The organism is Nocardia sp. XZ_19_231 (assembly GCF_015355705.1).
Classification (GTDB): domain Bacteria; phylum Actinomycetota; class Actinomycetes; order Mycobacteriales; family Mycobacteriaceae; genus Nocardia; species Nocardia salmonicida.
Genome location: NZ_JACUZI010000002.1, coordinates 731,846 through 745,428, shown reverse-complemented (window position 1 = coordinate 745,428; position 13,583 = coordinate 731,846). Strand labels below are relative to the sequence as shown.

General features: G+C 68.8%; 8 protein-coding genes. 3 read left to right on the top strand and 5 right to left on the bottom strand.

Annotated features, from left to right (window positions below):
* Positions 1-23: 23 nt before the first annotated feature.
* Entirely contained in the window at positions 24-3,779 is a 3,756-nt protein-coding gene (locus IBJ82_RS10765; RefSeq protein WP_194825767.1) for a non-ribosomal peptide synthetase, read from the bottom strand.
* Positions 3,780-3,904: 125 nt separating this feature from the next.
* On the opposite strand from IBJ82_RS10765, the gene IBJ82_RS10760 reads away from it, so the two are divergent.
* Positions 3,905-5,548, top strand: a complete 1,644-nt coding sequence (locus IBJ82_RS10760) for an AMP-binding protein (RefSeq protein WP_194825766.1) — start codon at positions 3,905-3,907, stop codon at positions 5,546-5,548.
* A 146-nt stretch (positions 5,549-5,694) separates the two neighbouring features.
* Here the strand turns inward: IBJ82_RS10760 and IBJ82_RS10755 are convergent, their stop codons facing one another.
* A complete protein-coding gene (locus IBJ82_RS10755) occupies positions 5,695-6,996 on the bottom strand; it encodes a salicylate synthase (protein WP_370585257.1) in 1,302 nt (433 codons plus the stop codon).
* A gap of 249 nt (positions 6,997-7,245) precedes the next feature.
* On the opposite strand from IBJ82_RS10755, the gene IBJ82_RS10750 reads away from it, so the two are divergent.
* Positions 7,246-9,663: a glycerol-3-phosphate 1-O-acyltransferase gene (locus IBJ82_RS10750; RefSeq protein ID WP_194825764.1), complete on the top strand. Its 2,418-nt coding sequence runs from the start codon at positions 7,246-7,248 to the stop codon at positions 9,661-9,663.
* Positions 9,663-11,072, top strand: a complete 1,410-nt coding sequence (locus tag IBJ82_RS10745) for an HAD-IB family hydrolase (protein WP_194825763.1) — start codon at positions 9,663-9,665, stop codon at positions 11,070-11,072. Before IBJ82_RS10750 ends, IBJ82_RS10745 begins: the two co-directional genes overlap by 1 nt.
* 34 nt (positions 11,073-11,106) lie before the next feature.
* On the opposite strand, the gene IBJ82_RS10740 is transcribed toward IBJ82_RS10745, so the two are convergent.
* From IBJ82_RS10740 to IBJ82_RS10730, 3 genes are all read right to left on the bottom strand, one after another.
* The gene (locus tag IBJ82_RS10740; protein ID WP_194825762.1) at positions 11,107-12,303 is read right to left on the bottom strand and encodes a Dyp-type peroxidase; all 1,197 of its coding nucleotides are present in this window, start codon (positions 12,301-12,303) and stop codon (positions 11,107-11,109) included.
* The gene (locus IBJ82_RS10735; RefSeq protein WP_194825761.1) at positions 12,296-12,844 is read right to left on the bottom strand and encodes a copper chaperone PCu(A)C; all 549 of its coding nucleotides are present in this window, start codon (positions 12,842-12,844) and stop codon (positions 12,296-12,298) included. Before IBJ82_RS10735 ends, IBJ82_RS10740 begins: the two co-directional genes overlap by 8 nt.
* 95 nt (positions 12,845-12,939) lie before the next feature.
* Complete coding sequence (locus tag IBJ82_RS10730; protein WP_194825760.1) at positions 12,940-13,488, bottom strand: hypothetical protein; 549 nt, start codon at positions 13,486-13,488, stop codon at positions 12,940-12,942.
* Positions 13,489-13,583: the final 95 nt, after the last annotated feature.

Below are 13,583 nucleotides of genomic sequence, written 5' to 3'. Positions count from 1 at the left end.
TGCGTAGTTCGCGGCTGCCGTCGTCACGACTGGGCCAGTACCTCTTCGTCGGTCATCGCGGCGACTTCGAGATACATCGCGGCGACCAGTTCGAGTCGGCCGGTGTCGCCGGAGTCCTTTTCCCGCTCCGACATGCGCGCCGCGAGCCCCTCGATGGTGCGGGCGGTGAACAGGTCGGCCACGACGGTGTCGGGGGCGTCGAGCCATTCGCGGATGCGGGCCACGGCGGTGGTGGCGAGCACCGAATCGCCGCCGAGGGCGAAGAAGTCGTCGGTGACACCGATCCGCTCGGTGGCGAGCACCTCCGCGACGACCGCGACGAGCGCCCGTTCGAGATCGGTTCGCGGCTCGACGAATTCATCCGCGCCCTCGTGCTTTTCGAGCACCGCGCGGATGGCCTTGCGGTCCGGCTTGGCATTCGGGGTGAGGGGCAGTTCGGGGAGCAGTTCCAGGCGCGTCGGCACCATGTAGGACGGGACGAGGTCAGCGGTCGCGGCGAGCACCGCCTCCACGTGCAGGGTTTCGCCCGGGCTCGGCACCACCAGGGCGACCAGCTTCGGCGCCGCCGTCCCGACCACCGCGGCCACGGCGTGGCGGACACCGGGGACCGCGCGCAGGGCGCTCTCCACCTCGCCGAGTTCGACGCGGTAGCCACGGATCTTGACCTGATGGTCGGCGCGTCCGAGGAATTCCAGACCGCCGTCGGGCAGGTAGCGGGCCAGGTCACCGGTGCGGTACCAGCGCAGACCCTCGTGGGCGACGAAACGGTCGGCGGTGCGCTCCGGGTCGTTGCGGTAGCCGGCGGCCACGCCGTCACCGCCGATCCAGAGTTCGCCGCTCACCCAATCGGGACAGTCGTTGCCCGCCGGGCCGACAACGCGGCACCGCACATTGCGCAAGGGGGTGCCATAGGGCACGGCGGTCCACTCGGCGGGGACCCGCGCGTCGACGACCTCGCAGATGGTGGAGTGGATCGCGGTCTCGGTGGCGCCACCGAGCCCGGCGAAACGGCTGTTCGGGGCCACTGCGGCCAGGCGTGCGGGGAGCGCGACATCTACCCAGTCGCCGCCGAGGATCACCGCACGAAGCGATGTCAGCGGCTCGGACACGGTGGCGGTGGTCGACGCGGCGGTGAGCAGCATGTCCAGCAAGCTCGGAACGCAGTTGAGCATCGAAATCTGGTGGCGGCGAATGAGTTCCACCCACACGGCAGGGTCTGTGCGCTGCGCGTCGTCGACGGTGACCACCGCACCACCCACGGCGAGCAGGCCGAAGATGTCGTAGACGGAGAGGTCGAACTCGAGGGCCGACAGGGCCAGCGCGCGGTCGGCCGGGCCGAGGTCGAAACGCTCGTTGAGGTCGTCGATGGTGTTCATGGCGGCGCGGTGCGGCACCTCGACGCCCTTGGGCTTGCCGGTGGAACCGGAGGTGAACAGCACGTAGGCGATGTTCTCCGGGTCTCCGAAGACGGGGCGCGCCAACGGTTCCGGGTGGATACGCGCCTGCGCCAGGTCGATCGCGCGAGCATTCGGGATCTGCGCACCGCCGACGGTGAGCACGGCGACCGCGTCCGCGGTGCCGAGGATCTCGGCGCGACGAGCCGCGGGCTGATCGAACCCGATCGGCACGTACACCGCGCCCGCCGCGAGCACGCCGAGCACCGCCACGATCTGGTCGGGACCCTTCGGGAGCTGCACCGCGACCGAATCACCAGGTGTCACACCGGCTTCCCTGAGCGCACCGGCCACCGCCAGCGCGTCGGCTGCCAGCTCGCCATAGGTCAGCTGCCCGGCAGGCTCCCAGAGCACCGCGGGCGCGGACGGATTCATCGCCGCGTTCGCGAAGAAGACGGTATGCAGCAGCCCGCCACTCGCCGGTCCCGCGGTGGCGTTGACGCGCGCCCGAGTAGCGGCCTGCTCCGCCGGAATCCGCACGCCGGCCTCGGCCTGCCACCCCGCTCCCCCCGCGAACCGAGTGCGCCCGGTCGAATCTGCCGCTGCGTCGGCGGGCACCACCGGCACCGTCGCCGAGGTCGCTGGGGACCGTGCGGGCTCGACCGCCGTCGGCTGCGCGCTGTCGAGCTCGCCGGACTGGCCGCCGAGGCGTTCGATCGCTTCGATGTAGCGGGCGAACATGGCGTCGACCATGCCCGCGGGGAAGGCGGTTTCGCGGATGTCCCAGTTCAGCAGCAGGCCCCCGCGGACCTCGGTGATCTGGGCGTCGAGCAGGACCTGCGGGCCCTGGGAGATGATCCAGACGGGGTCGCCGAAAGTGTCGGTGACGATGTCGGGGAAGAGTTCGCCGAGGTTGAGGGCGCTGGTGTACACGATGGGAGCCAGCACCGGTTCGCCGCGGTGACGGCCGAGGTCGCGCAGGACTTCCAGGCCCGAGTACGCGGAGTGCGCGCCCGCTTCGTGGAGGCGTTGCTGGAGCGCACGCGCACGATCGGCGACGGTGGCGGGCTCGGTGACGTCGACTTCCAGCAGGACCGAGGAGGTGAAGTCGCCGACGACACCGTCGACCTGCGGGTGCACCGGTTCACGGTGGAACAGGGGCAGATTCAGCAGAAAGCGGCGCTGGGCCGACCAGCCGCCGACGGTTTCGGCGAACACCGAGGCCAGTGCCATCGCCGGGGTGATCCCACGGGCGTGGGCCGCGTCGAAGACCTGCGCTTTGGCCTGCGGGGAGAGCCAGCGGTGCAGACGGATCGTGCGGTTGGGATCCGAGACATGCTGGGCCAGTGGCAGTTCCGGCGCGCCCGGCAGCTCGCTCAGGCGATCCTGCCACCAGGCACGATCACGGGCCCGCTCGTCGGCGATGGCGCCCGGTCCCTGGGGGAGGTCTGCGGCGGCATTGTCCGAAACGTGGGCTGCGGCGCTGTCGCGCCGGTGCTCGGCCAGGTACTGGCGGAAGGTGTAGTCCTGCGGCGGCAGCGGTTCGCCGTGGTAGAGCCGGGCGAGGTCGGTGATGAGAATGCGGTAGCTCATCGCATCGGCGGCGAGCATATCGACATCGAGGTGCAGGCGGGTGCGGCCGTCGGCGAGGCGGGTGAGCGCGATATCGATCACCTGCCCGTCCTCCACCGCCATCCGCTGATGCGTCCGCGCGCCGCGCAACTCCGCGAGCCGCTGCTCGGCCTCGTCGGCGGATGCCTCGCGCAGATCCGTCACGCCGAATACCGCGCGGCCGGGCCGGTCGAGAGTCTGCTGGGTGCCGTCGGGAAGAAACCGGGTGCGCAGCATGGGGTGGCGCGACAGCAGCTGTTCCACAGCCCGTTCGAGCCGCTCCGGATACACATCGGCCCCGTCGAATTCGACGTAGAGATGCGCCGCGACACCGCCGAGCTCCTGCGCATCGGACCGCCCGATCCAATACGCGTGCTGCATGGGCGCGAGGGCGAAAGGCGTCCCGTCGTCGGGAACGATCACGGATTCGTTTGCGGCAGAACTGAAGTTGTCGACCAGCGTGGCGGAGTCGGCGGCGTCATCGGCGGCAATCGACGGACCGTCGCTTGCCGCGAGGTCATCGGGGTCGGCGCCGTTGAGGAGGGCGTACCAGGCGTCGACGGTGGGGTGGGCGGCCAGCAGGGCGAAGTTCACGGCGATGCCGCGTTTGCGCCAGGCGCCTGCGAGCTTCATCGTGCGAATGGAGTCGAGTCCGAGCTGGATCAGATCGTCGGCCTCGGCGACGGCGTCAGGGGTGAGATCGAGGTGACGGGCGATCGCGGCGCGGATCTCGGCGCGGTCGATCCCGGCGCCGCCTGCGGGTGCTTTCTCCATCTGCCGATCACTCCTTGCTCGCCGCCCATCCCGGACGGATTCGGTACTGCCCGGCGGCAGCCTACTCCATTGAGATAGGGTTGCCTAACCTTTGCAAGTGTAGCGAGACTCGAGTGAGGCAGTACGTGACGTCGACATCGGCAACCGGCCACCGCGAGGGCTACGTTCCATTTCCCGAAGCCGCCGCCCAGGAGTACCGGGCCGCGGGCTATTGGGCCGGGCGCACACTCGGTGATCTACTGCGCGACACCGCGCGCATCCAGCCGCAGCGCCCTGCCGTGCTGAGCGACGCCGGTGCGCAGACCTACGCCGAACTCGACGCCGCCGCCGATCGGATGGCGCACGGGCTGCTCGCCCTCGGGATCAATCCCGGTGACCGCGTGATCGTGCAGCTGCCGAACATTCCCGAATTCGCGACGGCCCTGTTCGGTGTGCTGCGCGCCGGGATCATCCCCGTTCTCACCCTGCCCGCACACCGCCGCGTCGAGATCGAGCACCTGGCCGCACTGTCCGAAGCGGTCGCCTATCTCATCCCCGACCAGCTCGGCGACTTCGACTACCGCGAGCTGGCCGCGACGGTGCGCCAGGCGGTGCCGAGTCTGCGGCACGTGCTGGTCGCCGGCGATCCGGGTACCGGGTCGCCGGACGGCAGTACCGCCGAGTTCGTCGCCCTCGATTCGGTTGCTCGCGAAGGTGATTCGCTGCCCGCGGTCGATCCGTCCGATATCGCGGTGATGCTGGTCTCCGGCGGCACCACCGGCCTGCCGAAGCTGATCGCCCGCACCCACGACGACTACGTCTACAACGCGACCGCCAGCGCGCAGGTCTGCGAGCTCGGCCCCGACGATGTCTACCTCGCCACCCTGCCCGCGGCACACAACTTCCCGCTGGCCTGCCCCGGCATCCTCGGCACCGTCGCGACCGGCGGCGCCATCGCCTTCACCCTCGACCCGAGCCCCGAGGCCGCCTTCGCCGCGATCGAGAAGCACGGGGTGAGCGTCACCGGCGTCGTCCCGCCGCTGGCCCAGCTATGGAGCGCGGCAGTGGATTGGGAAGAGGCCGACCTGAGTTCGCTGCGCCTGTTGCAGGTGGGCGGGGCGCGACTGGCCGAGGTGAACGCCCGCGATGTCGAGCCCGCGTTGCAGTGCACGTTGCAGCAGGTGTTCGGGATGGCCGAGGGGCTGCTCAACTACACCCGTCTCGACGACGACAAAGAACTGGTGTGCACCACCCAGGGCCGACCGCTCTCCCCCGCCGACGAACTGCGCATCGTCGACGCCGACGGCAACGATGTCGCCCCGGGCGAAGAAGGCGAACTACTCACCCGCGGCCCCTACACCCTGCGCGGGTATTACCGTGCGCCCGAGCACAATACGCGCGCCTTCACCTCCGACGGCTTCTACCGCAGCGGCGATCTCGTCCGGCAACTACCCGGCGGCCACCTGGTCGTGAGCGGCCGGATCAAGGATGTGATCAACCGCGGTGGCGAGAACATCTCCTGCGATGAACTCGAGGAGCACCTGCTCGCCCACCCCACGGTCCGCCACGCCGCCGCGGTCGGCCTGCCCGATGCCTCGCTCGGCGAAAAGGCCTGTGTCGTCCTGGTTGTCACCGGCGAACTGCCGACCCTCGGCGAGATCAAGACCTTCCTCACCGAACGCGGCCTGGCCACCTACAAGCTCCCCGACCTCATCCGCCAGGCGGATTCACTGCCGCTCACCGCCGTCGGCAAGATCGACAAGAAAGCCTTGCGCGCCCTGCACGGTTGACGGTCCGAAATCTCTTGCCGACAGCGTCTTCCAGGACAACTGATTTCGCGGGAACATGGGTAACTCGCCGGGGACGCCCGGCCCTGGCCACGGCCCATACCGTCGGCCCGGCGCGCAAGCCCTGCGCACCCCACGGCCGGCAGAAGTCACGGAGAGGCGGTAATAGCCTTGACCACGTAGGGCGCTACGCTGCCCAGCTTTTCGCAGGTCTCCTCGAACTCACGCTCGGGCCGCGACTGCCCCACGATGCCCGCACCGGCGCGCAACCACGCACCTTCGCCGGTCTGGTAGATCGCGCGCAGTACCAACGTCGCCTCGAGCGCGCCGGTCGGCGAAACACACACCACCGCACCGGAATACAGCCCGCGCGGATCGTGATCGTTGCGGAATACCGAGTCGACACCGGCCCGCTTGGGGATGCCGGACGCGGTCACCGACGGGAACAGCACCTCGAGCGCATCCCACGCGGTGCGGTCGGCGGCGAGGGTGCCGCGCACGGTGGATGCCAGGTGCTGCACGCTGCCGCGCTCGCGCACCGCCATGAAATCGGAGACCGCGGGCGTGCCGGGCACGGCCACCTCCGTGATCTCGGCGAAGGAGGTCTGCACCGAAATCGCGTGCTCGACGATCTCCTTCGGGTCGGCCAGCAGTTCGGCGCGGGCGGCGCCGTCAGCCTCGACACCGAGTCCGAACGCGCGCGTACCGGCCAGCGGTTCCGTGGTGACGATGCGATCGTCGTCGACCGAAGCCACCAACTCGGGACTGAACCCGGCCGCTTCGAGCCCGCCCAGCCGCAGCAGGAACGAACGGGCGGGGGTGTTGTTGGCCCGGCCGAGGCGATAGGTCGCGGGCACGTCCACCGCGAACGGCAGGTCGACCTTGCGCGACAGAATCACCTTCTGATAGCTGCCGGAACGGATTTCGGCGACCGCCGCGGCGACCCGTTCCTCGTAGTTCGTCGGGTCGACCCGCACATCGATCGGCGTCGCGGTCGGCAGGTCGACGCCCTGCGAGCCGGAGATCAGATCGTGGATATCGCACGCCTCGCTCGGGGTGGCGCCGCTGATCCGCACGCCAGTGGCATCGACGCGCACCTCGATCCGCGGAATCATCAGGTGCGCCAACGAGGTCAGCGGATTGAGATAGTGGGTCGCCGCGAGCGAGTAGGCGCAGAATTCGAAGCCGATCCAGCCGTAGGCGTTGCGGCCGTCGATCGGCAGGGTCGCCAGCGCGGCGTCGATGGCGGTGGCCGGGCTGCCGGACCACGTGCGAGCGGTGGTCTCACCACCCCAGGTGGTGCGCAGCTCACCGGCGTCGAGTTCCACGCTACCGAGCGGATCGGCGGCGAACACCCACACACCGGGCTGCTCGTACATCACGTACTCACCGAACCGATCAGAGACGGCCAGACGTGACATCGCTGCCGCCGGGTCGGTCACATACTCCACCCGTACGGGTTGTTCCGTCGACGACAACGATCCTCCAAGGTAAAGCTGACCTAACTTTTCTTGGTTAGGTTAGCATTACCTCGCCGTTTAGCCAGACTCATACTGGGTATTGTTCGCCACTCCCGCTCACACAGAGCAAACCTCCAGCACTGTAGCTCGTGCCGGACATCCGCCTCGATGCGCGCGCCGCGCAACGCGCTGTAGCCCAAGTTCGATGCGCCGAACCAGATCTGCGGCTTGAATGGAGCAATGATCGACAAAGGTGGGCGGCGCGGCCCGCAGGCAGACTCGGTGGTCGCCCTCGTCGACGCGGCCTCCGCCGTCGAACGCGAAGTGATCGGCGACTGGATAGCCCAGGGTGGGCTCGGCAGGGAGATCGACTCCACGGTCCCGGTGACCCAGCTCGACCTCGACGCGAAGGCCATCACCAAACGCCTCGTCGGCAGGCAGGACGATCCGCTGGTCGTGCCGGTCCGAGTGCTGTGGCTGCCGCCCGAACGCGACGGTGTGCGCCGGGTGACCTTCGCCGACCTGGCGATGCTCACCAACCCGCGCAAACCCAACCGGCTCGTCCAGCGCAGGCTGCTGCGCACCGAACCCGACCGCCACCGCGTGCTCGTCGGCGCGCCGGCCCGACTCAGCGCGCTGCGCACCAACAATCCCGAGGCCGCGGCGCTGCTGCGCGCGGGCTCGGCCGACCCGTTCGCGCGCGCGGTGGTGCGCGCCGCGGTGGTCGCGCTCGAACGCGCCGAACGCACCGTCATCGGCGATCGGTACAAAGTGCCCCAGCTGGTGGCCGAGGAGATCCTCGACTCCCCGGAATTCCAGCGCAAGCTCGACTACATCGCCGACGAGATCGGCTCCGAATCCGACCAGGTGTATCGCAACGCGGAGAAGGCGCTGCGCGAGCTGGTCGCCGCGCAGAGCAGGCTGGTCTCTGACCTGTTCACCCAGGCCATGCGGCCGGTGCACGCCTCGACGTGGAAGGTCGACACCGATCTGCGCGGCCTCGACGCGCTGCGCAAGCTCAACCGCAAACACCCGTTGGTCTTCCTGCCCTCGCACCGCTCCTATGTCGACGCGTTCGTGCTCGGCGATGTATTGGCGCGCAATGATTTTCCGCCCAATCACGTGATCGGCGGCGCGAACCTCAACTTCTGGCCGATGGGTCCGATCGCGCGACGCACCGGAACGGTGTTCATCCGGCGCAGCTTCGGCGACGACGAGGTCTACAAGGCGGTCGTCGAGGAGTACTTCGCCTACCTGCTGGCCAAGCGCTTCAATATGGAGTGGTACTTCGAGGGCGGGCGCACCAGGACGGGCAAACTGCGCCCACCGCGCTACGGACTACTCAGTTACCTTGCCGCCGCGGTGCGTTCACGTCGCGTCGACGATGTGATGCTCGTGCCGGTCTCGATCACCTATGAGCGACTCAACGAGCTCGGCGCGATCGCCATCGAACAGGCCGGCGGCAAGAAGAAGGCCGAGGGCATCGGCTGGCTGGCCAGATATGTGCGCAGTCAGCAGCATTCGGCCGGACGCGTGTATGTGCGCTTCGGCGAAGCCATTTCGGCGCGCGAGCGGCTGGGGGTGCACGGCGATCCGCTCGATCAGCGACCGGTAACCATCCCGCTGCGCGACACCGAAACCGGTTCGGCCACCGTTCCCGACGAGAAGACGCTGGCCGACGTCGAGCACAAAGCGGTGCAGCGCTTGGCTTTCGACGTCGCGGTCGGGATCAACGAGGTCACCCCGATCACGGTCAACGCGCTGGTCACCCTGGCTCTGCTCGGCGTGCACGAACGAGCGCTCACGCTCGACCAGGTGCGGACCGTGCTCGACCCGGTGCTCGGCTATATCGCCGGTCGCAAACTGCCCAGCGGCGAACTCACCACGCTGCGCGATGAAAAGGGCCTGCGGGTGGTGCTCGAACAGCTCGCGCTGGCGGGCGTGGTCACCGTGTATCGCGGTGGGCTGGAACCGGTGTACGCGATCGAACCCGGTGCCCATCTCGAGGCGGCGTTCTACCGCAACAGCGCGGTGCACTGGTTCGTCAACCGCGCCATCCTCGAACTGGCGGCCCTCACCGCGGTGGAGCAGCCGGGTGACGACCCGCTGCGGGCGGCGTGGAAGGCGGCGTTCGCGCTGCGCGATCTGCTCAAGTTCGAATTCTTCTTCCCGGAACGGAAGGAGTTCGCCGACCAGATCATCCAGGAGGTGCGCATCATCGTGCCCGAATGGGACGAGCACACCCCCGACGATCGACTGGATCGCCAATTCCTCGGCGCTGTCACCGAATCCGGGTTCGTGATGGCCCATCGCGTGCTGCGTTCGTTCTTCGACGCGCAGTTGGTGGTCGCCGAGCGGCTGGTGGCGCGACCTGCCGACGCGACGATCGATCGCAAGGAATTCATCGACGAATGCGTGGCGGTGGGCAAGCAGATGCTGTTGCAGCAGCGGTTGCACAGCCCGGAATCGGTATCGTCGGAACTGTTCACCAGCGCCTGGAAACTGGCCGACAACCACGGCCTCATCACACCCGCGGCAGAGGGGGCCGAAGCCGAATTGATCGACAAACGCCAGGAATTCGCCGATCAGCTGCGCGATCTGGGTGACCGGATCGCGCGGGCGGCCTCGCTCGATCCGTCGAACAGGAACTCGAACTGATGAGCACACTCGCCGACGCCGTGGCCGCGATCCGTTCGGGTCCGCAAGGTGCGCAGATCGCCGCGGTGTTCGATTTCGGTGGCACCGTTGTCGACGGTCTGCCGCGACGTGGACTGGCGGGCAAGGTGTTCCGGCGCGGTGAGGAACGCCTGGCCACCCTCCTCGGCGGTATCCAGCGCGGCGGCAACGACGGTGACTACGGACGATTCCTGCAGGCCGCCGAACGGACATGGGCGGGCGCGTCGGAGACCGATCTCGACCAGCTCGGCCGCAAGGCTTTCAGCAAGGAGATCTACGGGCGGATGTTCCCCGAGGCGTGGCACCTCGTGCGCGCACACCAATTGGCCGGTCACACAGTGATATTGGTCAGCGAGCTCACGCGATTCCAGGTGCGTCCCGTCGCCGAGCGGCTCGGCATCGACAACGTGCTGTGCACCGAACTCGCCGTCGAGGACGGCGTTCTGACCGGACAACCTGCGGGCACGCCGCTGTGGCGCACCGGAAAGTCCACGGCAGTAGCTCGATTCGCGCCAGATCTCGAGATCGCCTACGCCTACGCCGACAGTGTGACCGACCTGCCACTGCTGGAACTCGCCCAGCGACCGACCGTGATCGACCCAGACCCGGCCCTCGCCACGATCGCCGCCGACAACGGCTGGCCCACACTGACCTTCCGCCTGCGTCGAGCCCCACGCCCCCTCGACTATCTGCGCACCATCGTCGGATTCGCCGGACTCATCGGCGGCGCGCTGGTCGGCGTCCTTCGCAAGTCCTACACCGGCAAGCGGCAGACGATGGCCGACGCACTCATGCACGACGCCACCACCGCGACCCTGCGCGCCATCGACGTCCAACTGCGCGTGGTCGGAGCCGAGAACGCCCGCGCGCCCAGGCCCGCGGTATTCCTGTTCAACCACCAGAGCCAGTTCGACGTGATCATCGTCCCGAAGGTCCTCGACGGCGCGGTGACCGGCATCGGCAAGAAAGAGCTGCGAAATCATCCGCTGTTCGGTCCGCTGATGCGGTTCGTCGGCGTCACCTTCATCGACCGAACCGACACCGAGCGCGCGAAAGCATCCCTCGCCCCGGTTGTTGCCACCCTGCGCGACGGACTCTCCATCGCCGTCGCACCCGAGGGAACTCGCTCGTTCACTCCGGGCGTCGGGCCCTTCAAGAAGGGTGCGTTCCATATCGCCATCCAGGCGGGCGTGCCGGTGATCCCGGTGGTGGTTCGCAACGCGGGCGAAATCGCCTGGCGGGATTCACCTATCGCCCGCGCCGGCATCGTCGACGTGGCGGTGCTGGCGCCGATCGATGTCTCCGGCTGGGACCCCGCCGACATGGACGCCGAGGTGGAAGGCGTCCGGCAGCTGTACGAGAACACGCTGCTGGACTGGCCCCGAGCTTGAACCGGTCGGGCGCGGGGAGCGCCCGACCGGATACTCAGCTCTCGAACAGTTGTTGCCCGAGATAGTGCCCTGGACCGGGGACACCGGGCGGGATCACGAACACGGCCGAGCCGATGGGCGTGGTCCACTCGTTCAGCGCGTCGAATTCCGCCAGCCGCGCCTGCACCGGCAGGAACTGACGGTCGACATCGCGCTGATAGGCCACGAACAGCAGGCCCGAGTTCGACACCTGCCCCGGCGCCGGGTTCTCGTCGTAGTTGAACCCGCGGCGCAGGAACCGTTCACCGTCGTGGGTGTGCCTGGCCCGCGCCACATGCGATGACGGCGGAATGACCGGGATGCCGTGACGGTCCACCGCGGCGAGATCGGGCTCGTCGTGTTCGGCGATACCGGTGAGCGGCGCACCGTTGGCGACCCGGCGACCGACGGTCAGTTCGCGACCGTCGGCGTCGAGTTCGTCCCAGGTGTCGAGGTCCATGGCGATCCGGCGCAGCACCAGGGAGGTGCCGCCGGCGAGCCACGGCGTCGACGCGCCGTCATCCCACACCAGTCGGTCGAAGTCGACCGTGCGCGGGGCGATGTTGACGGTGCCGTCGACCTGCCCCATGAGGTTGCGCATCGTCTGGTCTCTCGGCGCATCCCGGAACCCGCGCTGCACCCACCGGACCGTCACCAGCGATTTCACGTGCTTGGACAGCACCCGCACCGCGTGCGCGACCGTCGTCGCCTCCTCGGCGCAGACCTGGAGGACCAGGTCGGCGCCGGTGTAGACGGGGTCGAGCCGGTCGATGGGAAACGGCGGTAGCTGGCGCAGCCACGCCGGTCTTCGCTCGGTGAGCCCTGCGACGGTGAACAGTTCGGGTCCGAAGCCGACGGTGATCGTGAGACGGGCCGGTCTGGCGGCGAGCTCCGGTTCGGTGTCGGCGAGCGCGGGCATGCCCATGGTCAGGCGCGCCGCGTCGTCGGTCCAGATACGGAGCAGCCCGATCACGTCCTCGCGTCCGACGCCGGGCGCCAGGTCGAAGCCCGCGAAAGCCACGTGACGTGGCGGCATCGTCTCCACGCCCGCCTGATGAGCGCCGAAAAAGGCGACGATGTCGAGCGCCTCATCCCGATCGGCCTCCGGGCGCACGAGTTCGGCCGTACCCCAGGCGATTCCGGCCGCACCCGCCACCGCGGCTCCCCCGCCGAGCAACCGTCGACGAGAGAGTCCGGGCCGCGAATCAGCCACCGTGCATCGGGTTGTCGGTGCCCGGCGTGTAGTTCTCCTTGCCGCCGGCGAAATCACGCACCTGTGCGGTGACGACGGTGCTCGAGCCGTCGGCGAAGGTCAGCGTGAGCGAGGTTTCCGAGCCGGTCCGCAGCGGCTGCTTCAGGTCCATGAACATCAGGTGCTCGGCACCCGGCTTCAAGGTCACCTCGCCGCGCGCCGGGATAGTGATGCCACCTGCCTTCGGGCGCATGGTCTTCGCACCGGTGCTGTCGGGCACCACCTCGTGGATCTCGACCCGCTCCGAGGCCGGGCTGGTGGCGGATACCAGCGTCATCGGAGCGTCACCGGCGTTGCGCAGGTTGCCGAAGGCGGCCGACATTCCGGACTCGGCGGCCTTGATCCACTGGTCGCTCATGGTGATCCGGTCCCCCGTCGCCACGGAAGCGGCCGGGCCGGGCTCGGAATTCGAGCAGGCGGTGGCGAACACGGCGAGGACGGCACAGGCGGCGGCAGCGCCGACACGGCGTGCACGCAGGTGGGTATGCGGAAAGACGGACATGGGAGAACTCCGATCATCGGGGTGAGGTGTGCCCCGGACCGGCCTGTCGGCACAGCGAATCATCGACCGAGACGGCGGAATTCGTCGGCGTTGTTCTAAGCCGGAACGGGGTGGAATGCGGTCGCGCCCACCCCGGGCGGACCACGCAGCCCGATATTTGGTCGTAGGAGGAGCTGCCGGAGCACCGCACGCTCGTCGGCGACGGGTAGCCGGACCGGACGCTCGGCGGGGCTCGGGACCCCGGCCAGCACGAGGACCAGCTGCCGCACGCTGGTGACTGCCCGGCGCACACCGACCTCGGCGGCGCGAATCGCGAGGGCGCCGACGGGGATCGCCACCAGGTGAGCGAGCACCATCGCGCCCGAAATGGTGTGGTGCTGGAAATGTCCCAGCGACAGCGCGGTGTGCCCGACGCACTGGCCGACAGCCAGCACCACCATGGTCGACATCGCACTGTTTCCCCGCGGCAGCGCGGTGACGACGACACCGATCAGCGCGCACGCGGCGAACAACAGCGCCAGGGCAGATCCGGCGGGAACGGCGGCAGCACCACCGAGTCCGTGCGCCAGAACCGCGACGGCACCGGACGCGGAACCCACTGCCGCGCCGCGTAAGCGCGCGGTGTGATCCGTCGGAGAGCCCACGCCGCCATGCTACGACCTTCTGTCGTAGGTACGGGGCCCAGGGCCTATGACCAGGGTCTCGACGATGCGGCGCAATTCAATTCGAGCAAGGACTT